The sequence below is a fragment of the Methanobacterium sp. genome (assembly GCF_016217785.1).
GTDB lineage: Archaea > Methanobacteriota > Methanobacteria > Methanobacteriales > Methanobacteriaceae > Methanobacterium.
Genome location: NZ_JACRGA010000018.1, coordinates 47,501 through 69,372 on the forward strand (window position 1 = coordinate 47,501; position 21,872 = coordinate 69,372).

The 21,872-nt window shown below is 41.2% G+C and carries 17 protein-coding genes (1 of these 17 cut by a window edge); 11 read left to right on the forward strand and 6 right to left on the reverse strand.

Annotation, left to right across the window (positions count from 1 at the left end):
- The 5 genes from HY987_RS07750 to ftsY all read left to right on the forward strand — a co-directional run.
- Positions 1–227, forward strand: the 3' portion of a protein-coding gene (locus HY987_RS07750; RefSeq protein ID WP_004031001.1) for a 50S ribosomal protein L31e. It extends 19 nt beyond the left edge of the window; 227 of the gene's 246 nt are visible here — the last part of the coding sequence; its start codon lies off the left edge, out of view; the stop codon is at positions 225–227.
- A 10-nt stretch (positions 228–237) separates the two neighbouring features.
- On the forward strand, positions 238–912 hold the full coding sequence (locus HY987_RS07755; RefSeq protein WP_292757274.1) for a translation initiation factor IF-6: 675 nt from the start codon (positions 238–240) through the stop codon (positions 910–912).
- Positions 909–1,139, forward strand: coding sequence for a 50S ribosomal protein L18Ae (rpl18a, locus tag HY987_RS07760; protein WP_292757276.1), 231 nt, complete (start codon positions 909–911; stop codon positions 1,137–1,139). The genes HY987_RS07755 and rpl18a overlap by 4 nt, the downstream gene beginning before the upstream one ends.
- A 5-nt stretch (positions 1,140–1,144) precedes the next feature.
- A complete protein-coding gene (gene pfdA, locus HY987_RS07765) occupies positions 1,145–1,570 on the forward strand; it encodes a prefoldin subunit alpha (RefSeq protein WP_292757278.1) in 426 nt (141 codons plus the stop codon).
- A 124-nt stretch (positions 1,571–1,694) separates the two neighbouring features.
- Positions 1,695–3,077 carry a signal recognition particle-docking protein FtsY gene (ftsY, locus tag HY987_RS07770; RefSeq protein WP_292757280.1) on the forward strand — a complete coding sequence of 461 codons (1,383 nt, stop codon included), beginning with the start codon at positions 1,695–1,697 and terminating at the stop codon, positions 3,075–3,077.
- Positions 3,078–3,225: 148 nt separating this feature from the next.
- Here ftsY and HY987_RS07775 read toward each other — a convergent pair whose 3' ends face one another.
- Positions 3,226–3,903, reverse strand: a complete 678-nt coding sequence (locus tag HY987_RS07775; RefSeq protein WP_292757282.1) for a class I SAM-dependent methyltransferase — start codon at positions 3,901–3,903, stop codon at positions 3,226–3,228.
- Between the two features lie 218 nt (positions 3,904–4,121).
- Between HY987_RS07775 and HY987_RS07780 the strand changes: the two genes are divergently transcribed.
- Positions 4,122–4,580, forward strand: a complete 459-nt coding sequence (locus tag HY987_RS07780; RefSeq protein ID WP_292757284.1) for a deoxyuridine 5'-triphosphate nucleotidohydrolase — start codon at positions 4,122–4,124, stop codon at positions 4,578–4,580.
- A 73-nt stretch (positions 4,581–4,653) separates the two neighbouring features.
- Here the strand turns inward: HY987_RS07780 and acs are convergent, their stop codons facing one another.
- Positions 4,654–6,543: an acetate--CoA ligase gene (gene acs, locus HY987_RS07785; RefSeq protein ID WP_292757286.1), complete on the reverse strand. Its 1,890-nt coding sequence runs from the start codon at positions 6,541–6,543 to the stop codon at positions 4,654–4,656.
- A 232-nt stretch (positions 6,544–6,775) separates the two neighbouring features.
- Between acs and HY987_RS07790 the strand changes: the two genes are divergently transcribed.
- The 3 genes from HY987_RS07790 to HY987_RS07800 all read left to right on the forward strand — a co-directional run bounded on the left by HY987_RS07790 (position 6,776) and on the right by HY987_RS07800 (position 11,799).
- Positions 6,776–8,431 (forward strand): thiamine pyrophosphate-binding protein, encoded by a 1,656-nt coding sequence (locus tag HY987_RS07790; RefSeq protein WP_292757288.1) that lies wholly within the window; start codon positions 6,776–6,778, stop codon positions 8,429–8,431.
- Positions 8,432–8,464: 33 nt separating this feature from the next.
- Complete coding sequence (locus tag HY987_RS07795; protein ID WP_292757290.1) at positions 8,465–9,817, forward strand: radical SAM protein; 1,353 nt, start codon at positions 8,465–8,467, stop codon at positions 9,815–9,817.
- 626 nt (positions 9,818–10,443) lie between these two features.
- Complete coding sequence (locus HY987_RS07800) at positions 10,444–11,799, forward strand: radical SAM protein (protein WP_292757313.1); 1,356 nt, start codon at positions 10,444–10,446, stop codon at positions 11,797–11,799.
- A gap of 66 nt (positions 11,800–11,865) precedes the next feature.
- Here the strand turns inward: HY987_RS07800 and HY987_RS07805 are convergent, their stop codons facing one another.
- The 4 genes from HY987_RS07805 to HY987_RS07820 all read right to left on the reverse strand — a co-directional run bounded on the left by HY987_RS07805 (position 11,866) and on the right by HY987_RS07820 (position 19,701).
- The gene (locus tag HY987_RS07805; protein WP_292757292.1) at positions 11,866–12,015 is read right to left on the reverse strand and encodes a hypothetical protein; all 150 of its coding nucleotides are present in this window, start codon (positions 12,013–12,015) and stop codon (positions 11,866–11,868) included.
- A gap of 239 nt (positions 12,016–12,254) precedes the next feature.
- Positions 12,255–12,869 carry a hypothetical protein gene (locus HY987_RS07810; RefSeq protein WP_292757294.1) on the reverse strand — a complete coding sequence of 205 codons (615 nt, stop codon included), beginning with the start codon at positions 12,867–12,869 and terminating at the stop codon, positions 12,255–12,257.
- A gap of 35 nt (positions 12,870–12,904) precedes the next feature.
- Positions 12,905–18,334: a right-handed parallel beta-helix repeat-containing protein gene (locus HY987_RS07815; RefSeq protein ID WP_292757296.1), complete on the reverse strand. Its 5,430-nt coding sequence runs from the start codon at positions 18,332–18,334 to the stop codon at positions 12,905–12,907.
- Positions 18,335–18,555: 221 nt separating this feature from the next.
- On the reverse strand, positions 18,556–19,701 hold the full coding sequence (locus HY987_RS07820) for an alanine--glyoxylate aminotransferase family protein (RefSeq protein WP_292757298.1): 1,146 nt from the start codon (positions 19,699–19,701) through the stop codon (positions 18,556–18,558).
- A gap of 68 nt (positions 19,702–19,769) precedes the next feature.
- Between HY987_RS07820 and HY987_RS07825 the strand changes: the two genes are divergently transcribed.
- Together HY987_RS07825 and HY987_RS07830 are read left to right on the forward strand one after the other, a co-directional pair.
- Positions 19,770–20,513, forward strand: coding sequence for a 6-hydroxymethylpterin diphosphokinase MptE-like protein (locus tag HY987_RS07825; protein WP_292757300.1), 744 nt, complete (start codon positions 19,770–19,772; stop codon positions 20,511–20,513).
- Between the two features lie 137 nt (positions 20,514–20,650).
- Positions 20,651–21,829, forward strand: coding sequence for an ORC1-type DNA replication protein (locus tag HY987_RS07830; RefSeq protein WP_292757315.1), 1,179 nt, complete (start codon positions 20,651–20,653; stop codon positions 21,827–21,829).
- Positions 21,830–21,872 lie beyond the last annotated feature (43 nt).

The following is a 21,872-nucleotide window of genomic DNA, read 5'->3' on the forward strand; positions in this document are numbered from 1 at the left end:
TACCCCTTCGGGATGCAAAAACAGCTCCCCGTACCAAAAGGTCACCTAAAGCGACCCGTGTGGTAAGGGAGTTCATCCAGAAACACATGAAATCCGACGATGTCAAAATGGATGAATCGGTAAATGAAAAAATATGGGAAAGGGGAATTCAAAAAATACCCCCTAAGATCAAGGTTAAGGCAACCAAAGATGAAGATGGTTCCGTTCTGGTCACCCTAGCCCAGTAGGTGAGCTCCTATGATTAGGAGAGTTAATCTGGCAGGCAACCCCAACCTGGGTGTTTCCATTGCAGCCACTGATAAAGTGGCTCTGGCACCACCTAACCTGGGAGAAAAAATGGTGGGAGTGGTTGAAGAATCCCTTCAGGTTCCGGTAATAAAAACTCCCATCAGTGGAAGTAGTCTAGCCGGTGCCCTGGCAGTAGGAAACTCCAGGGGATTTTTGGTATCCAGATATGCCTTTGACACAGAGGTAAACGCCATTAAGGAATTTGGGTTAGAAGTGGAACGGATACCTGACCGACTCACTGCAGTGGGTAACATCATCCTGGCCAATGATCATGGGGCAGTGGTAAATCCACTACTCTCAGATGAAGCAGTGGATGTGGTCTGTGAGACCCTGGATGTGGAAGTAGTCCGAGGAAGTATAGCTAATTTCAAGATCACCGGATCAGTGGCTGTTGTCACCAACAAAGGAGCATTGGTCCATCCATCAGCAACATCAGATGAATTAGAGTTCCTGGAGAAAACTATGAATGTTCCTGTAGATGTGGGAACCGTGAACCAGGGAACAAAACTGGTGGGAGCAGGTGCAGTGGCCAACTCCAATGGAGTATTGGTGGGAGAAAAGACTACCGGTCCGGAAATGGCAAGAATAGAAGAATCATTAGGTTTTCTTGAGGAATTATTATGAAGACAAAAATATTTAGAGTTCAAGGTAAGTTCGTCATGGGCGACAGATTTAAACCCTTCACTAAGGAACTGAAAGCCACTGGTGAAAATGATATTAAGGAAAAGATATACTCTGAATTTGGTAGCAAACATCACATTGTACGCAACCAGATCCACATTTTGAAAATAGAGGAAATTTCCGCTGAAGAAGTTCAGGACACCCTGATCAAAGCACTGACTTCGGAGTGAACAACATGGAAGACCGACAAAGGCTGGAAGAGATTATAAACGAGCTCAACGCCTACAAGGCACAGGCCGACATGCTGAACCAGCAGGTAGAAACCCTTAAGGCCACTATATCTGACATGACCATAGCCCAGGAGACCCTGGAAGCTATTAAAGGGAAAAAGTCACCTGAAACTCTGGTACCCATCGGTGCGGGTTCATTTTTAATCACCGAAATCAAGAACACGGAAGAGGTGATTGTTGGTCTCGGATCCGGTGCTGCGGTTAAGAAAAATATTGATGATGCTAAGAAGAGCATTGAAGAGCAGAAAAAAGAGCTGGATAACATCATGCAAAAAATGATGTCTGATCTTCAGAAGATCAGCCAGATCATCACTCAGAAAAGCCCCGAAGCTGAGGCGCTCATCCAGAAAATTGAGGGCACACCAGGGTAATTGATTACCCTAAATTCATTACCCTACTTTTTATTTCTGCTAAGCTCATCCTAAATCCCAATTCTGATATTCTAGAAATTCTGATATTCTAAAAAATACTTACATCCTTAAGGAGTGAATTTTTTTGTTTGAATCTTTGAAAAAGAAGTTTTCCGGAACCATTGGAAAGATCTCTGATCAATTGTCTTCTGAAGAGGAAGAAGCAGCTGGAGAAAAGACAAAAACTGCTTCAACCGAAGATAAAACTAAAAAAATTGAAACAGTTTCCAGTGGAAAAACTCAGGATAAAAAAGTTAAAACTGATTCAGGGAAAGATCAAGAGGATAAAGATAAATCAGATAAAACTTCTGGAAAAGATGAATCCGTAGATTTTAAGGAAGAAGCAGATGAAGAAAAGAAATCTCGTTTTTCATTTTTCCGCAGGAAATCCGATTCTGAAGATGAAGATTCCAAAAAACAGGACAAAGATGAAACTGGTTCTAAACTAAAAACCGAAGATTCTTCTGTTAAGGTAAAAGCTGACACGGATTCTACAACAGATTCTGTGAATGATGCAACTGATTCTGTGAAATCAACTGATTCTGGAAAAGATAAGGGAGAATCTGGAAAGGACACAGAAGAGGAGCCTTCTGGCCTATTCACCTTTGCCACCCACAAGACCATATCTGAAAAAGATATTGATGATATTCTTTTTGAACTGGAATTAGCCCTTCTTGAGGGAGATGTTGCACTGGAAGTGGCGGAACAGATTGTTAAATCAGTCAAGGAAGATCTGGTGGGTCGCAAGATAAAAAGAAGAAGTGATGTGGCAGAATTCACCAGAGAAGCTCTTAAAAAAGCAATATCTGATATACTGGTTGTGGGCGGCCCTAACCTAAAAGAACTGGTTCAACAGGCTAAAAAAACTGGCGAACCACTCAAAATAATGTTTGTTGGTGTTAATGGAACTGGTAAGACCACTACCATCTCTAAAATTGCTGATCATTATGTTAAAGAAGGTTACACTCCAGTTATTGCTGCTTCTGACACATTCCGTGCAGGAGCTATAGAACAGATATCCTATCACGCCGAAAAAGTGGGAGTTAAGATCATCCGTCACCAGAAAGGAGCAGATCCTGCAGCAGTGGCTTATGATGCGGTGGAACACGCACGGGCCAAGAAGAAAGAACTTGTTCTAATAGACACTGCTGGACGAATGCAAACCAATGTAAACCTCATGGATGAAATGAAAAAGATTCAGAGGGTGGTAAAGCCGGATCTGGCTATATTCGTTGGAGATGCCCTCACCGGTAACGATGCAGTGGAACAGGCCCGTAAATTTGATGATGCAGTGGGAGTGGATGGGATTATACTCACCAAAGCAGACGCTGATGCCAAAGGAGGAGCAGCACTATCCATCGGGCATGTAATAAATAAACCCATACTGTTTTTAGGTGTTGGCCAGGGTTATGGGGATATTATGGAGTTCCACCCGGACTGGATGGTGGAACAGGTTCTGGGGGATTAACTACTCTAAAAAATAGTAGCTAACTCTTTAATTCATTAATTTTTCATTTCACAATAATTCTTTCTCATTTTTTTATCAAATCATTTTTTATCAAATAATGTTTCAAAACTCATCTCATTTCCAAAATTCAGTTTCAAACAACAGTTTTCTATTTTTTACCACCATAAACTCCAAACATGTAGTATTTCCACACCACATCCACATCATTAAACCCGGCCTCTTTCATCCACTGAATATGACTGGGTAAAGGTGAAGGAAAATCTTCTTCCCGGTGTTTGGCTAGCCATGTTTTTTCTACTTCTTCCTGGTTGTGATTTTGGAGCATGAACTCCACCCATTTATCCTGGTAGGTCTGATTAAGGTAGGGAGTGCTTCCCAGCACGATGTCGGCATTATAAAACACTCCACCATCCTTTAGGAACCCATTTAGTCTACGGTAGAATGCTCTCTGTTCCTCAGGCTGCAGGTGATGCAGTGCCAGGGAAGATATCACCGTATCATACTCTTCATGGAAGTCCAGTTCACGGAAATCAGCTCTTAAAAACTCCACATCTGTATAAGGGGAAAGTTTGGTTTTCGCCATTTTGATCATGTTCTCTGCAAGGTCCACACAGGTGATTTGGGCATTGGGAAACCTTTTTTTCACCTCTCGGGATATGTTTCCCGTGCCACAGCCTAGATCAAGAATCTTAATTTTTTCTTTCCCGTGGAAAGGAAGCGAAAGTACCAGTGAACTAACCATCTCATCATAAAATGGAATTAATGTTCGTATGAGTTTGTCAAATTCTTCTGCTTCTTCTTCGAAGTGGTCTTTAACTTTTTTCATGATCATAACCTGATCTAGTTAATTTTTCTTAAAATGTTTATTTTTTAATTATTATTTTTATTTTAGTATCAACCCTTTTTAATTTTGATTTAAATGGAAAAGGTGAGTGCTGTTTCATTAATGTCACCTTTTTTAAGGGTTGAGTTCTAAAGTGTTTTAATAATTACTTTAAAAAATCTTAAAAATACTTATTAATATAATTCCAGGAGAATCAATCCATGTTAGGTGAAAAAGAACTCATAAAACTATTCCCTGAATTTGCAGAACTGGTGGAACCATCAGGCATAGACCTCAGGGTGGATCAGGTTTACCAGCAGAAAGGACCGGGATCTTTGATTGACAATGAAAAGAACCTCCCTGAACTGGAAAAACTGGAACCACCTCTTTACACTCTGCAGCCTAAAACAGCTTACAGTGTAACCATTGACCGCAAGATAAAAATTCCCAAAGGATATTCCATGCTATATCTACCTCGTTCCACACTCTTACGATCGTTTGTAACCATCCACACTGCAGTGGGTGATCCTGGTTTTTATGGTACACTGCAGTTTTTACTGGTGAACCAGGGAGAATTCCCATTCACACTCAAACGTGGTGAAAGGATTGCCCAGGGAGTCGTATTCCCAGTTGAAGGTTCCGGAGAGTACAATGGCAGTTACCAGGAAAAAGAAGAGTAAATAGGGGAAAATAAACCGAGAAATATAAATTTAAATCTTGTTTTACTTTAATTTCCTATTTTTTTTAACACCCTTACAATGCATTATCAAGTTCATCCACAGCCTCAGGATTAGCCAGAGTGCTTATATCACCCACATCTTCACCTTTAACCTTAGCCTTAATCACCCGGCGCATGATCTTACCCGAACGGGTCTTGGGGAGATCGTTAACGAAGTTAACACAGGCAGGACTGGCCACAGGGCCAATTTCTTCTCGTACATGTTCCCTGAGCAAGTGTTTCATACGGGGGCTGGGTTTGAACCCTTCTTTTAATGTAATGAAACTGCAGATCTCCTCACCCTTAACCGGGTCCGGTTTACCCACCACTGCCGCTTCAGCAACAGCATCATAACTCACCAGGGCAGATTCCACCTCTGCCGTACTAATGCGATGCCCGGCAACATTCAAAACATCATCCTCCCTTCCCTGTACCCAGAAATAGCCATCTTCATCAATACGAGCCACATCACCACTGAGATAAACTCCAGGGAAAGTACTCCAGTAAGCATCCACGTAGCGTTCCGGGTCCTTATATAATGTGCGGAACATGGCAGGCCATGGAGTTTTAATCACCAGGTGACCGCCCCCTTCATTGATTGACTTCCCCTCATCATCCACCACATCTGCTTCCACTGTGGGGAACGGTTTTACTGCTGACCCGGGTTTGAGGGAAGTGATGGGAAGGGGAGTTATAAGTTGCATTCCAGTTTCAGTCTGCCACCAGGTGTCCATAATGGGGCACTGATGGTTCCCAATATTTTTATAGTACCATATCCACGCTTCTGGGTTTATGGGCTCCCCCACGCTACCTAACAGTCTTAAAGAGGTTAAATCATGTTTCTGGGGCCATTTCTCCCCGTGTTTCATGAACATGCGGATGGTGGTAGGTGCGGTGTAGAATACATTCACACCGTAATTTTCGATAATTTTCCACAGGCGATCAGGGTCAGGATAATCAGGAGCCCCTTCATACATCACTGAGGTGGCTCCAAGGAGTAGGGGAGCGTAGACAATGTAACTGTGACCGGTTACCCAGCCAATATCTGCAGCACACCACCAGATATCCTCATCTTTCAGGTCAAAAACAAATTTTAAGGTGGCGTAGATACCAACTGCATAACCTCCATGAACATGAAGCACACCCTTGGGTTTCCCGGTTGTTCCGGAGGTGTAGAGAATAAAAAGAGGATCTTCAGAATCCATTACTTCAGCGACGCATTCTCTATCCTGATCCTGAATGATCTCATCCCACCATAAATCCCGACCAGCTTTCATCTTGACGGGGCAGTTGGCATGTTGAACTACAATTAGTTTTTCCAGGGAGGGAATATCATCTAAAACCCGATCCACATTTTCCTTGAGGGGTATGACTTTACCTCTGCGATAAAATCCATCTACAGTTATGGCCACTTTCACCTGAGCATCCTTTGCCCTTTCATGGAATGCTTTGGCCCAGAACCCGGAGAAAACCACACTGTGCACTGCTCCGATCTTGGCACAGGCCAGCATTGCTATGGGTAACTCCAGTATCATGGGCAAGTAAATAGCTACACGATCCCCCTTCTCAACACCCAGACCTCGCAGGGCATTGGCCATCTGATTAACCTTCCGGTAAAGATCCTGGTAGGTCAGCTTCTTCACCTGACCCAATTCACCTTCCCATATATAGGCCACCTTGTTTTTACGCCAGGATTTCACATGCCGGTCCAGGGCATTATGGGTGATGTTAAATTTACCACCGCAGAACCACTCTGCATGGGGAGGATCCCATTTTAAGACATCCTGGTAGGGTTGGAACCATTCCAGCTCCAGGGCAAGCTCATCCCAGAACCAGTCAGGATCATCAAGAGCCCGCTGAAGCAGTTCATCATAATCATTAATCCCATAACGATTCATCCATCTCTGGATATTGCTGTTTACCATTAAATCTTTCCCTGGTGGGAATAATCTGTTTTCATGAAGCAGGGCATCTAATTCACTGGAAATACTAACCCCTCCTTTAAACCCCTTATTTAGGTTTATAATATCACCACTACTATACTCTAATATGTTTCACCAGTGTCATAAATTTTTTTAAGTGATAATGATTGTCTACATCCTGTGGGCTGATCCTCTGGACATCATTTAATTATACTGGAAGCACCATAGTTTAATCATGCAGACTGCGGCCAAGATGAGATTGGCAGATGCCCTGGTTAAAATACTGGAAAAAGAGGAAACTGAATTCATATTTGGCTATCCTGGGGAACAGATTCTCCCTTTTTACCAGGCACTCCGGAAATCTTCCGTAAAACATGTTTTAATGCGTCATGAACAGGGAGCAGCACACGCTGCTGATGGGTATGCAAGGGCATCATCCCAACCCGGAATATGCGTTGCATCTGCAGGACCTGGGGCATTAAACATGGTAATGGGAGTGGCAACAGCATTCAAGGATTCCGTCCCTTTACTGGTTATTACGGGTGATGTTTCCTCCCAGTTTAAGGGTGAAAATGTATTCCAGGATGTGGATATTAACTCTGTTTTTGAACCAATCACCCTCCAGAGCCACCTCATAAACAATCCTAAAGAAGGGATTTCCATTATTCAGAAGGCAATTACAGCCCTGAAAAATGGTAAAACTGGTCCAATTCACCTTAATTTTCCTAAAGATATTCTCCAAGAAGAAGTTGATACCTCTCTATTGGATGAATGGCTTGAATTAACCTATGAAACTGATGACAAGCTCTTAAAAAATAATGAACCTGGTGAGAGTCTCTTAAAAAATAATGAACCTGATGAGAAGATCTTAAACCAGGTAAGAGAGCTGGTTGAAACTTCTCAAAAACCACTGATACTGTCTGGAGCCGGAGTTTTATGGTCACATGCATCTGAAGATCTTCAAATATTCGCAGAAAAACATCAGATCCCAGTAGTAACCACCTACCCTGCTAGAGGAGTCATAAGTGAGGATCATCCTCTTTCTTTAGGACTAATTGGTCTGCGAGGAACAGAGGCTGCCAACTTCGCCGGGGAAAACGCGGATATTATACTGGTACTGGGGTCTCGATTATCAGAAAGAACCCTGATGGGGCTGGGAAAAGGGCCAATTATCCAGGTGAATTTAGATGAAGCAGTTTTAACGGGTGATGTGAATATTAAGGGAGATGTTAAAGAATTCCTGGAAAAAATAAAAGAAACAACCCCTGAAAATACTGATGAATGGTTAAATGAACTTCAAAAGTATGATAAAAACCAGAATGTGGCCACCGACTTTGAAGAAACACCTATAAAACCACAAAGAGCAATCATGGAGATCTTACAGGGAATGAATGATTCAATCCTGGTAAACGATGCTGGAAGCCACACCACATGGGTTAACCTGCTCATGAAAGTTCGGGAGCCATCTTCTCTTATCTTTTCAGGTGGATTCGGACCTATGGGTTATGGGATCCCGGCAGCAGTGGGTGTAAGCCTGGCAAGACCATCCAAGCACGTGGTGGTAGTGGTGGGTGACGGTGGGTTCCAGATGAGCGTCCAGGAACTGGCAACCATAGCTGAAATGGAACTACCCATTACCATCTGCCTCTTAAACAACCAGTCCCTGGGAATCATAAAGCAGTGGCAGGAGTTATATTATGATGGATCGTTCCAGGTGGAACTGGATAATCCTGATTTCGTGAAACTGGCCAACGCATACCATATAAAGGCCTTGATGATAGATTCTCCCGGTGATATTTTTGCTGCTGTGCAGGAGGCAGTAAAACTTAATAAACCAGTACTTATAGAGATAAGAGTTGATGAAAATGAAGACATCCCGTTCCCCCGGTGAATTCTGGAAGATTTTACATTTTCAGGTGATTGAATGAAGGTACTTCTCATTAACCCCCCTTATTTCAATTCTAAATACAAATTTATAGGATTAGTAGCACCGCCATTAGGTATTGCTTACATAGCCGCAGTGCTGGAAGAAAATAACATTGATGTGGAAATAATTGATGCAGCAGCCCTTGAAATGAGTTGGGAAACTCTTGAAACTGAAATCAAACGAATATCTCCTGGGCTGGTGGCAATAACTGCCCTAACTCCCACTATTGATAAAGCCATGTTAACAGCTGAACTGGCCAAAAAAACATGTCCTCAGGCGACAGTGGTTATGGGGGGATATCACCCCACCTTCAACTATCAGGAAATCTTAGAAAGGGAATATGTGGATGTTGTGGTAATGGGTGAAGGCGAGTACACTCTCCTGGACTTGGTGGAAACCCTGGATGAAGGTGGAGACCTTAAAAATGTGCAAGGTATTGCCTACGAAGGAGGAGTGACCTCTCCACGGCCTCTCATTGAGGATCTCGATGAATTACCTTTCCCGGCAAGACACCTTCTCCCCATGGACCATTACAAGATCCTGAACATGAAACTCCACACTGCCACCATGATATCAGGCAGGGGATGTCCAATGCAATGTTCATTCTGCGCCTCTGCCGCATTACACGGACACCAGCTGCGAATGAGATCACCGGAAAATGTGGTGGATGAAATGGAACACCTAATCAACGACCATGACTCAGGTATGATCGCATTCATGGATGACACATTCACCCTGAAACCAAGTCGGGTGGAAGATATCTGTGATGAGATTAAAAGAAGAGATATTGATGTTTACTGGGGATGCACTGCCCGGGCAGATACCCTATCAGAAAAATTACTCCGTAAACTGAGTGATTCTGGGTGCATAACCATGTTCCTGGGAGTGGAATCTGCTGATCAGCAGCAACTGGACCGGGTTAACAAGCAGATGACCATTGAAAAGATCCGCCAGGCCTTTAAACTATCCCGAGAAAATGACATACGCACCATAGCCTCGGTGGTCCTGGGGATGCCTGGAGACACCAAAGAAAGCATAGAACGAACCATTAAATTCGTCAGGGAACTGAACCCATCCTATGCCCTCTTTTCACTGGCCACACCCTACCCTGGAACCAGGTTTTACCAGGAAGCAGTGCAGGATAACCTCATCAAGGTTAAGGATTGGTCCAAATACACACTACTTTCCCCTGTCCTGGAAACAGTTGACTGCTCCATGGACGAGCTTAAAAAGATGCAAAAAAAGGCTTTCAGACAGTTCTATCTCCGACCAGTATATCTCATAAAACAGGTTCGAATGGATGGTCCTATAATCCTGAAGACCGTGGCTGCCATGATAAAAGAAGTTTAAAGAAACAATATGAGTTTAAACTTATCATCATAATTCATGGAAGTTTGAATAAGTCGGTTATATTTATATGGATGTTTAATAAATCATAAATTCAGTTATTATAAGTTCAGTTAATTAAATTCCAATTTTAATATTTTTAACCATCACAACCTTTTCAAATATTACCCTGTTTTGGTGTGTTTCCATCGTAAATAGTTGGGAGATGATTCTCACATTTTATTGAGAATGCAAATTCAATAATTCACTTTGGAATTGAACAATTCTCTTTGGAATATTCCCAATTCATGGAAATCACTCTTTAAGTAGGGTGTAATTTGAATATTTACCCATTTAAAAAGCTATTGTTTTTAACCATTAACACGCCCTTCTCATAAGGCCCCCTTTAAGAAGAAGGGCTTTCAAGAAGAGATCAGAGTATTTCTATCCTTGCAGATCATCAGTTTGGATAGATTCTAATCAGTTGGATATATCCTAATTTAATGATATTTCTATCTCAATGATATTTCTATCATTAGATAAAGCATTAGATGGCATAATAATCCCTGAATATTAATCCAATTAAGATTAACAGGATAATTGGAGTATGATGAAAATTGAAAAACCAAAAAATTTCTGAAGATGATAAAATGAAAGTCACATTCATAAATCCACCCCAAACCAACTCCAAATATAAATTCATTGGAGTAGTAGCTCCACCACTGGGAATATCCTACATGGCAGCGGTTTTAGAAGAAAATGGTTATGATGTGAACATCATTGATGCTTCTGCCCTGGAGATGACCTGGGAAGACTTGGAAGACGAGTTAAATGGAACATCACCACAAGTGGTGGCCATCACTGCCCTCACACCCACCATCCAACAGGCCAGAAAAACTGCCCAACTGGTGAAAAAGATTTCTCCTGAGACCACAGTGGTTATGGGTGGGTACCATCCCACCTTCAACCACCAGGAAGTTCTCAAAACAGATTATGTGGATGTGGTGGTTATGGGTGAGGGAGAATATACTATGCTGGAATTGGTGCAAACTCTAGAAAATGGAGGGGACCTATCCCATGTCCGGGGAATAGCACTGGAGGGTCAGGTAAACCCACCACGCCCACTCATAACCAATATGGATGCATTACCATTCCCAGCCCGACATCTACTCCCCATGGACCATTACAAAATGCTCAACATGAAAACAGGTATGGCAACCATGATCACCAGCCGCGGTTGTCCAATGCAATGCTCCTTCTGCGCATCAGCTGCCCTGCACGGTCCTAAACTACGATTACGCTCACCAGAGAATGTGGTGGATGAAATGGAACACCTGGTCCGTGATCATCATGTGGGAATCATCGCCTTCATGGATGACACCTTCACCCTAAACCATCGTATGGTGGAAGCCATCTGTGACGAGATTAAGAAAAGAGATCTGGACGTGTTCTGGGGATGCACAGCACGTGTGGATACTTTATCCGCTGATCTATTGGAAAAAATGAGGGGAGCTGGTTGTATAACCCTTTTTATGGGTGTAGAATCTGCAGACCAACAGATGCTGGATGCCACCAGTAAAAATATTACTATTGAAAAGATACGCCAAGCATTCCAGCTATCCAAAAAGTATAAAATCCGTACCATAGCATCAGTGGTCCTGGGAATGCCCGGAGACACCAAAGAAAGCATAAAAAGGACAGTTAACTTTGTAAGGGAACTCAACCCCTCCTATGCAGTTTTCAGCCTAGCCACACCCTACCCTGGAACCAGGTTCTACAAGGAATCTGTGGAAAAAAATCTTATAAAAGTGAAGGACTGGTCCAAATACACTCTTATAGCACCGGTTCTGGAAACAGTGGACTGTTCCCTGGAAGAACTACGGAACCTACAGTACAAAGCCTTCCGGAATTTCTACCTCAGACCAGGTTACTTACTCCGGCAGGCGTGGATAGATGGACCAATCCTTCTTAAGACTGTTGCTGGGGTTATTAGGGAAGTTATATGAAGTATATCAACTTGTTTTCCCATTAAGTATAGATAGTGGGATATGAATACTCAGACATTACCAAAGTTACCCAGTAGTGGCAATGGCAAAACTATTAAAACCCTCATAACCAGCAGAAAACCATCCATATGCATAATGGGGCTTATTCTGAGGACAGTATCTCCTATGGAGTTCAAGTTTATTGTTCTGTTGATTATGTTTATCAGTGACTTTCATAGCGGTGTAGCTGCCTGGGATAAGATTCCGTTATCACTGAACTTTTAGAACCATCAAAAATTGTGTTTGATTGGAAATTGCAACTTAAATTGTTCATAACCCCATATTTAATAGGTGAAATCGTTTGAATAACATGCATAATTAAATTAACTTCATGTTGTTGGCTTGCTAACAACAGTCATTCCCATATCAAATTCTGGTAACATCACTCAGTTAACCTAGATTTATGATGTTTCCCTTTATTTAGCTTCTAAAATCAATTTATTTTCTTTTTCAATAACTTTGTATTTGGGGATTTTTTTAAAGTAATCTACAAGTGTATGATCCCGCATTTCCTCTACAAAATCCTTGTTGTGCAATGCCGTAGCATCATTTTGATTTATCTTTAAAATTTTATCAAAACATTGCATTGATTCATTATATCTGAAAAATTCGAATAATTTAACGCCTTTATTATTTAAAGCTGTGGTATCATTAGGGTTTACTGCTAGAATTTTCTCATAAGGTTCTAATAATTTTTCTATTTTATTCCTTCCTTTTAGCATGGATCTAATCGCTGCAATGAACATTAGTGTGATTAATCCAGTTTCTATGTAGTATGCTATTTGATTTATGTCTTGAGAAAGTGGTTGAATGAAACCTAAAATCCATATTACCACCAAAAACATAATCACAATCAAGTAAAAGTTGTTATTAGAATATTCTTCCCTAAGATCGAATAAACCACCTATAATAACCATTAAAAAGGTTAATAGAAATGGAATGGAGTATAATGATGGATCTTTTAAATAAAATGGCATAGTTACAATTATCCCAAATATTCCAATCATTATCGCGTATAAACCACCTTTCATAATTTTCACTTCTTTTATATCTCGTTTATTAAAGATTAAACTATATTAGAAGAACCATGGATCTGTGTATACACTATTCTTCCGTTAACTTTAACTTCTACCACAGGATGTTGCCAGACCTGATTTATTTCATTTTGTAGTGTACCTTGCAATATTGATACTCCCAATCCTATTGGTGCCATTATGTTACCTATTCGACTAAGTATATACCAATTACTTGCCTGAAGAATTGCAATTTGTTCAGAAGTAAGTCCTGCAGCGGCAAAAGCTTCATCAGGGCCAAAAGCACCAATTATCGCTGCTGCCGCAATTAGGTCCAAGTTATAAGCGGCTAAGGCACTCTTTATGTTGATGGTAATTTCAATCTTTGTGTTCATAATTCCTTGAATCATATTACACAACCCTACTATTTGATCACCACCCAAAAGTCCCAAACCATAACCAATAGCGAGATCGGTCTGAAGATCATGGAAACAGTAAGCACCGCAAAATCCATTAATCATGTTAATATCCCGTACAATACCCGTTTCCGGATCAACAACCATGAATTCATTAGTATATCCAGCAGCATTTGCTATAATATAACCATTCTGCTCAGACACATCTAAAGGAATGCCAATTAGGTACCGATTACTGAGATCTACTATAACAGAACTTAAAGGTCCGGTGAAAACAGAGTTTGTTTGATAACTAAACAATAAATTATACATAACCTCATATTCAATGGGTGAAATTACAGAAGAACATGCATAATTAAATAACTTCATATTGTTTGCCTTGCCAACAACAGTCATTCCCATACCATGATCACATTCAAGTGTTAAATAAGTCTGGTAGGCATCATCACCCACTGAGACTGCGATTGGGTGTGTTCTGCTCCATGTGACATTATATTCAGATGCAAAGTTATCTGCAATCTGATCATGACAGTATTCCACCAGTAAAGCTGTCAGGAAAGTACCGTAAGCTGCTTTCATCGCCCCTCTAGGATAAGTAGAATTCTGATTCAACCAATAAGTAAAAATATTAGTGGTTACGTCTGCTGTAGCTATTGCAAAGCTTTTCACACCCTCATAACCTGCAGGTTCAACGAAAATGCCGTTCATATATGTGATTTGATTGGTCCTGTGAATATTATTTCCAGGAAATTTCAGATTTATCACATCAGTACTAGTTTCAGGATCAACCACAGTTATATTTTGACCAGCCATTCCAGGATAAACCAAATTAACCGTGAGGTTGTCCACAAATTCCAGTCGGTGGTTCTGGACAAACTGGAGTTCGGTGTTGGTTAAACTGTATAGTGAAGTTAGATCATTCCAGAAACTCACTGGGATCATACTCTGATTATTACCATATTGTAATATGTAATTATTTGCATATATAATTGCCCTGAAAACATCACCACGATAACTGTTCCTCCAAGTATTGTAAACTGGATTAACGTATCCTCTGCTACTGACTACAGTTCCGTTTATTATTATCTGCAGTTCACCGTAGAATACATGGGTGTTTTTCCAGAGGACACTGAGCCATGTCACAGAACTATTTAAAGGCACAGTATAGGTTAAGCTGATGGGTTGAAGGGTGGTACTGTTCAGTGCAGAGCTCGTAATGTGCAGTGTTGCCACACCTGGAGCAATAAACATCTGCCGGGACACGGTCTGACTATCCAGAGATGCATTAACTGTAACCGTCCGAGACGCTGTAGTGCCCATATTTAAGATAGCCACAGCTTGTCCGTTAAATGTGAGTATTGGTGTGAGAATCGTCCCATAGCTTGTGCTGAAAGTGATGGGTATACCTTTTATAACATGTCCCAGAGATGAAGTATCCTGCCCCAGGTTATTATGGGTTAAATCAGCAGTTATGCTGGCATTTCCACCAGAATTAACAGTTGAAGTTGGATCAATACTCAGCATAAGCCAGGGATTATAAACCACAAATCCATTAAAAACAATTTCATCTAAATTCACCGGATTGTCATTTGATCCCCACCAGTTGTTGGTTGCGTTTACATTTCCATTCGCACTGATAAGTTCGTATTGATTGTTTGATGCTATTCTGTTAAAATTAATGTTAACAATTGATGAATTGACATACATTCCCACGATGCCTTGAGTTATTATGTTCCCGTAAACTGTGCAATTTCGACAGTATTTCATGTATAATCCATATATATTTCCAGGGATGAGGTTATTCTGAATTAGGGTGTTGTTTATATTTGAAATAAAAATTCCAGGACCATCATTACTCATTATCAGGTTAGTGTGAACGATATTATTGTTTGAATCAAGGAGTTCTATGCCACAATAGCCATTAGAGGTGATTGTGTTCTCATAAATTACACAATTATCACTGTTACAAGTGCCCAACCCAATCATTTGATTACTGGTTATAATATTGAATATTATAACATTATTCTTAGTTTTGACAGTATTGGTAAGGATTCCAAAGTAATTGTTGGTTACAGTGTTATTAGTTATGGTGCAGTTTGAACATCCATTCAAAAGTAATCCAAAACTGTTCACAGCTCCGGAAATAACAAAACTCTTAATCAGTGATCCACTACCTCTAATATTAATAGTGAAAACAGGATTGGAAGGATTCGCCGCCTGAACAGTAACATTACCGTCTGAAATTATGGTGAGGTTTTTATTCACAGCAATGTTTTCAATGTATGTCCCATTTTCCACCAGAATAACATCCCCATCAACGGTTAATGTGTTACTTATGGCTGCCTGTATGGTGTTAAATGATTTACGGAAGGCTTTAGAAACCGTCTGATTGTCCAAGGTTGATGTGATTGTTGTTGCGCTAGATGAGGGGTTAGATGTGAGAATGGCTACTGCTTTACCTCTTTTGGTAGTAATAGTAATATTAATGCTTCCAATTGTAGTTGTGAAATTCACTGGTATTCCATTGGGTATGGTACCTGAACTGGAGGTATCTTTTCCCTGGTTGTCATGGGTTAAATCAGCGGTAATTTCTGACTGGGATATGCTGTTTTTGGTTACATAGATAGTTGACCCGGTTAAGTTCAGCATTAGCCATGAAGTAGAATCAACTGTTCCTCCGGGCGTGTAGAGTGCACTTCCATAGTCTGATGAATTTCGAGGATCGTTGGTACCCCACCAGTTATTAATTGCATTAACTGTTCCATTGCCCACTTTATAAAATCCGTATTTACTGTTTCCAACAATTCTGTTGAAATTAATAGTGCAGGAGGAATAGTAGACATATACTCCGTACTGATTCTCAATCAGGGTGTTCCCGATAATGGAATTACCAGTACTGTTATGAACATAGATTCCCCGCTGATTAGCTATTAAAGTGTTATTTTGAATCAGATTATTGTTTGAACTACCAGTTACACTCCCAGTGATACCAATATACATCCCATATTGATTACCCATTAAAACATTACTTTTGAGGGTGTTATTATTTGATCTTTCAAAACCAATCGCATAATTTGGGATGTTTAACAACTGATTATTCTGGATGGTGTTGTAATTACTGTTAGTGAAACGAATGCCACGGGGATTATCTGATGCATCATTGTTCTTTAGAGTGTTATAACTTGAATCTGCAAATATAATCCCGGAATAAGTATTATTTTTCACGGTATTCCCTGACAGGAGATTATTTTTACTGTTATAGAGGTATATCCCATGTGAATTACCCATTATATTATTCCCAAGGAGATTACACCCTGAAGTTCCAGTTAAGTAAATCCCACTGGAATTAGTAGCTCCAGTAATGGTGAAACTCTGAATTGTGGTACCATTTCCCCGGTAATTCATGGAAAAAACAGGCTTCGAAGAATTCAAAGCCCTGATTATTATTTTAACACCAGCATCTGGTTTTATAGTCAATTTTTTATTAACCAGAACATTTTCGGTATAAATGGAGTCCCTTAAAATCAAACTATCCCCATTTAGAGTGGTAGCATCGTTTATAGCTGCCTGTATAGTGCTGAATCTTTTAGCAGTTCGGCTATTCTTTACCGGATTTATAACCTCAACCCAGGGCTTCACATTCACGGCACTGGGAAGGACTTGATGGGTGTGATAACTGTTCAGGATCTTGCTGAAAGTGTAGACCATGTTTTGGTAACTAATTTTACCCAGTCCAATGAGTCCATATGGGGGTGCCTGGTGATTACTGTCCATATAGCTGTCAATACGTTGAGCAAAATCTATATAAGCCGCTAGACTCAAACTACCACTACTCAATGATTCCTCACTAGAACTGGGGGCAGTGTCGTCTTCCAGTAGTATAGTGCTGTTATTGTTATTCTTTATTTGATTAGTGGCCTGCACCACTAAATGCAAAAATTGTCCGGTGTTGATGGTTTTCCCACCAACAACTACACTAGTTGGGAGGTTTTTATTGGTCTCTATATGGGTTTTCAGGTTAACCGAAGCAGCGGTAATCTGTGCAACCGTGAAAGTGGTGTATCCTATGGGGATGTTGGCTGCAGTCCATGGTTTCACATTTATGGCCAATGGCAAACTACCGTAAGTTTTGTAAACACTTAAGATGCGGCTGTAAAGGTAAACCTGGGATGAATAACTTATTTTCCCGGGGCCGATAAGTCCATATGGGGGTGCCTGATGGTTACTATTCATATGGCTGTTAATACGCTGGGCAAAGTCAAGGTAATTTGCTTTAGTCATGGTGCCGATGTTTAATTGTTCTTCCTGAGATCCGGGTATGCTATCACTTTGTATTGCTATACGGGCGGCATTATTGTTGTTTATTTGGATGGTGGCTTGCACTGCTAGATGCAAGAACTGGGCGGTGTTTATGTTTACACCAGCAACAGTGACTGTGTTGGGTAAACTTTTAGTGGATTCAATGGTATTTTTCAGTCCGTCGGCAGTAGTGACGATTTGGTTGGGGGTGAAGCTGAAGGATTGAGTTTCGGTTATGGGGATGTTTTGAGCAGACCATGCCTTGAGGTTAATGTTTGGAGGTATGCTGCCGTAATTTTTGTATATGGTTAGTATGCGACTGTAGAGGTATACTTGGGATGAGTAACTGATCTTACCCGGGCCAATGAGACCGTAGGGTGGTGCTTGGTGGTTGTCATCCATATGGGCATCGATTCGCCGGGCAAAGTCCAGGTAATCTGCTTTGGTCATGCTGCCACTGTTCAATTGTTCTTCCTGATATCCAGGTGCAGTATCACCTTGCATAGATATTGGGGTTTTATTGTTATTATTTATCTGATTCGTGGCCTGCACTGCCAGATGAAGATACTGGGCTGTGTTAACGGTCCCACTCCCAATATTTACACTCCTGGGCAACGTTTTTGTCGTTTCTATTTGGTTTTTAACCGTAACTGAAGCAGATGCAATTTCATCTGTAGTAAAATTCGCTGGAGATGCTGCAGAGGCATTGCTAATGCTTAAAAAGAAAACCAATCCTGACAATATTATCAATAATAGAACTTTTCTCATAATACTACCTCGATATTTAGTATTACATTCTATTATATAATATTTTCTATAAAATTAGTAATAATTAATTGGGGTGTAAAATGAGGGAAAATACAACAATTAATAATTTATTCAGAAACTAATCAAAATCTAAGATTGGATAAAAAATAGGTATAAGATACGATTAATAAACAAAATTAAGTTTGTAAAGGGAGCATTGAAAATAAAAAAAGGTAATGAGATCAGGATAGGTAAGTGTCTGCCACTGCAGCCACACCTTTTCCAATCTCAACATCCAGTCCCAGTCCCTTCATGGTCATCTCCAGGGCAGCGATGGTGCTGATTATTTCCCGGTGGGTTATGTTACCCATGTGACCGATACGGAACACATTACCCTTAAGATGGTCCTGACCTCCGGCCAGTTCAATCCGATAACGTTCCCTCATGGTGCCACGAAGTTCCTTGTCGGTTATTCCCTCAGGGATCCTGACTGAAGTTACTGTGTTACTGGAAACCTCTTTCTGGGCGAACAATTCCAATCCCAGAGCGCCAACACCATTCTGGGTGGCTTTAGCAGCAAGTTTGTGTCTCATAACTCTTTCTTCCAGGCCTTCCTCCATGATCACCCGGAGAGCTTCCTGCATGGCATAGATTAATGAAACTGCAGGAGTGTAAGGTGTTTCAGGGGGTGTTGCGGATCCACTCTTCCTGTATTTTTTCATGTTAAGGTAATAAGTCTGATTGTCAGTTTTATCCACCACATCCCATGCATCATCACTGAAAGTTATAGCAGCAATACCAGGAGGCGCAGCCAGGCACTTCTGGGAGCCAGTGACACAGATATCAATTCCATAACCATCCACGAACACATCGTCTCCACCTAAACTGGAAACAGTATCAACAATGTAAAGTGCATCATAATCATTCAATATCTTACCCACTTCATCGATGGGGTTAGTTACACCAGTTGAGGTTTCATTGTGCACAATGGTCACTGCTTTAATATCTTCTTCCTCTTCCAGGATGTAACGCACATCATCAGGGTTCACACCATGTCCCCATTCCACTTCCAGCTGCACTGGAATACCTTTGTGGGTTTCGGTGATCTGCATAAATCTCTGTCCGAATTTACCTCCTACAATGTTCAGCACACGATCTCCCTTACTGATGGTGTTGGCTAGGGCGGCCTCCATGGCTGCCGTGCCGGAGCCAGTGATAAGGTAGGACTGATTTTCAGTCTGGAACACTTCAGACATCATCTGGTTGGTTTCAGTGAGTATTTCACCGAAAAGGGCGCTTCTATGGTTTATAATGTTTTCTGACATGGCCTTCAGGACCCTGGGGGCCACACGGGTGGGTCCGGGAATCATCAGTAAAGTTTCATCCATCTTTTTCAACTCCAATTTAAAAATATCCTCCAAAGTTTATTATGTATATAATGGGATATACCTTATATATGGAACTGACCCTCTGGATGCAATGGTACCGGCTCATCCTGGAAGACTTCGGTTTCAAAAGAGAGGATGATGAACTCTCTGCAGAAACATTAAACAACATAATTGGGGATATAGGTGCCATTACGCCACAAGACATTGATATTAATGAAAAAGTGATTGTTTTTGGAGCGGGCCCATCTCTAAAGCCCAACCTGGCTGATTTGAAGCACGTGGATCTGGGTGAATTCACTCTCATAGCTGCTGACGGGGCAACCACTGCCCTTTTAGAAGAAGGCCTGGTACCAGATATCATAGTAACCGACCTGGATGGTCGAATGGATGACCTAATAAAAGCTAACCAGCAGGGGACATTGATGGTGGTCCATGCCCATGGAAACAACCCTGAACAAATAGAAAAATATACACCACAACTGGTCAATACACTGGGAACCACCCAGAGCAAACCACTTGCCAGTGTCTACAACTTTGGGGGGTTCACCGATGGCGATCGTGCTGTTTTCCTGGCAATGGCTCTGGGAGCACGGATCATAGTATTATCCGGCATGGACTTCGGGAAAACAGTCACCCACTACTCCCGACCAGACCAGGAAGATGGTCCTGCAGATAAAATAAAGGAGAAAAAGCTCCAGTGGGCCAAAAAACTGGTGCAATGGGCAGTTATTAACTCAGATATTCAGTTTTTGAATATTTCTGGTGGGGAAAAAGTGGAAGGTGTGAAGGATGTGGATCCCAGGCATCTATAAACATTGTTGACCCCGGGGACATTGTTGACCAAGGGGAGTGCTACTTTAAACTTAATATTATTATTAAAATTAAAATTCAACCATAATCGTGTGAAAGTTTGATTAAAAGGGAAATTCAAGTAATAAAATGGGGTAGAATCATGTCAGGTCGTGTGGAAGATATTTTAATGGGTGAAGAAACTCTTTTTAAGAACATAGCTGCTTTTAATCCGGATTACATTCCAGAAAACTATCTGCACCGGGAATCCCAGATGGAAGCTCTGGCCCTGTGCCTGAGACCCGCATTAAAAGGGGGTAAACCAGTTAACAGTGTAGTTATGGGATCTCCTGCCACTGGCAAAACCACTGCCATCCATAAAATATTTGAGATGGTGGAGGGACGGTCCGAGAAGCTGGTCTGTGCCTATGTTAACTGCCAGCTTTATAACACTCGTTTTAATATTTTCTCCCAAATATACCAGCACATCTTCGGTCATATCCCCCCGGAAACTGGTGTTCCTTTCTCACGTATCTACGGGGAGATAATGAAAAAACTGGCCAACGAAGGAAAGGCACTTGTGGTTGCCCTGGATGATATTAATCATCTTTTTTACAGTAAAAATGCCAATCAAATACTTTATGATATATTAAGAGCTCATGAAGTCTTTCCAGGGGTTAGGACTGGAGTTTTTGCTATAATATCAGATATAGAATTCCGTTACATGCTGGATAAGAACGTGGGTTCTGTTTTCATCCCCCAGGAAATAACATTTGATCCCTACACCTTCCAGGAGATCCGGGATATACTAAATGACCGGGTGAAGGTTGGTTTTTATCCTTCAGTTTTATCTGATGAGTTACTGGATGAAATCACCGAGGCCACCCTTTCTACCGGGGATCTGAGGGTGGGAATCGATCTTCTGCGTACCAGTGGAAATTTTGCAGAAGCCGATGCCTCTCGTTCAATCCAGAAAGAACACTTAAGGCGAGCAATGCAGGACTTTGACTCCCACCATCTTCATGATACCATAAACAAATTATCTGGGGATGAGAAAAACCTTTTGAGGTTAATAGTTAAAGTTGATGATGATATAACTGCTGGAGGTCTTTTTAATCACCTTAAAGGAGAAATTCCTCACGAAGGAAAATCTCACGAAGGAAAAGATTCAGATTCCAAAAGAAATTCAATCAGTTACGCTTCATTTGACCGGGCACTTAAGAAACTGGAATTTGTAAGGTTAATTGACACCAGATTCACGGGAAAAGGAGTGAGAGGTAATTCGCGCCTTGTAATCCTCCGTTTTGATGCGGAAGAGATAGGAAGAGTTTTGGATTGATTGTATATGAGTCTTGATTGATTGTATTTGAGTTTTGGATTGA

Bases quoted from the DNA above. Each gene is read 5' to 3' on its own strand.
- rpl18a (WP_292757276.1), top strand. From the start codon at position 909: ATGAAGACAAAAATATTTAGAGTTCAAGGTAAGTTCGTCATGGGCGAC.
- HY987_RS07800 (WP_292757313.1), top strand. From the start codon at position 10,444: ATGAAAGTCACATTCATAAATCCACCCCAAACCAACTCCAAATATAAA.
- HY987_RS07810 (WP_292757294.1), bottom strand. From the start codon at position 12,869: ATGAAAGGTGGTTTATACGCGATAATGATTGGAATATTTGGGATAATT.
- HY987_RS07805 (WP_292757292.1), bottom strand. From the start codon at position 12,015: ATGAAAGTCACTGATAAACATAATCAACAGAACAATAAACTTGAACTC.
- HY987_RS07775 (WP_292757282.1), bottom strand. From the start codon at position 3,903: ATGAAAAAAGTTAAAGACCACTTCGAAGAAGAAGCAGAAGAATTTGAC.
- HY987_RS07755 (WP_292757274.1), top strand. From the start codon at position 238: ATGATTAGGAGAGTTAATCTGGCAGGCAACCCCAACCTGGGTGTTTCC.
- pfdA (WP_292757278.1), top strand. From the start codon at position 1,145: ATGGAAGACCGACAAAGGCTGGAAGAGATTATAAACGAGCTCAACGCC.
- acs (WP_292757286.1), bottom strand. From the start codon at position 6,543: ATGGTAAACAGCAATATCCAGAGATGGATGAATCGTTATGGGATTAAT.
- HY987_RS07825 (WP_292757300.1), top strand. From the start codon at position 19,770: ATGGAACTGACCCTCTGGATGCAATGGTACCGGCTCATCCTGGAAGAC.
- HY987_RS07820 (WP_292757298.1), bottom strand. From the start codon at position 19,701: ATGGATGAAACTTTACTGATGATTCCCGGACCCACCCGTGTGGCCCCC.
- HY987_RS07815 (WP_292757296.1), bottom strand. From the start codon at position 18,334: ATGAGAAAAGTTCTATTATTGATAATATTGTCAGGATTGGTTTTCTTT.
- HY987_RS07795 (WP_292757290.1), top strand. From the start codon at position 8,465: ATGAAGGTACTTCTCATTAACCCCCCTTATTTCAATTCTAAATACAAA.
- HY987_RS07790 (WP_292757288.1), top strand. From the start codon at position 6,776: ATGCAGACTGCGGCCAAGATGAGATTGGCAGATGCCCTGGTTAAAATA.
- HY987_RS07780 (WP_292757284.1), top strand. From the start codon at position 4,122: ATGTTAGGTGAAAAAGAACTCATAAAACTATTCCCTGAATTTGCAGAA.